The organism is Streptomyces gottesmaniae, from assembly GCF_031845845.1.
GTDB lineage: Bacteria > Actinomycetota > Actinomycetes > Streptomycetales > Streptomycetaceae > Streptomyces > Streptomyces akebiae.
The window spans coordinates 1-379 of record NZ_JAVRFJ010000182.1 but is presented as its reverse complement, the minus strand read 5'-3'; the positions used below and the strand labels follow the sequence as shown (position 1 = coordinate 379).

Annotated in this window: 1 protein-coding gene; it reads left to right on the top strand. The window is 52.2% G+C overall.

What is annotated here, in order from left to right; all coding sequences use genetic code 11:
* Window positions 1-379: hypothetical protein (locus RM704_RS44970; protein ID WP_311593652.1), on the top strand; the 379-nt coding region annotated here is incomplete at both ends.

The window sequence follows — 379 nt, the reverse complement described above, 5'->3', positions numbered from 1 at the left end:
CCGTTCGACCTGCCGCATCATGGTGCTCCGTCGTTGTACGCCTGTGCCATCTATGGCCGGGACATTTTCATTCAGGAACTCAACCGGCTGACTGATACGCTTGTCTCGCTGGGATACAAACGACAGAACCAGAAAAACGCCCTGTCAGCCCTGCTGGGCATACTGATGATGATGAACAATAATCCTGAGCTTGAAAGCTTCACAACTGAACTCCTGTGGCGCGCGCAGAATTATCACGATCGGGGAATCGCACGAACAGTAGGCAGAGTTTCACATGCGCTGGCCGCAATGGGCATCCTCAAAAGTGCCGTACGTATGCGCAATTACCGTGAGTGGCACGAAAAACCCACAGAAAATATTGCCACAGAGTGGGTAACGT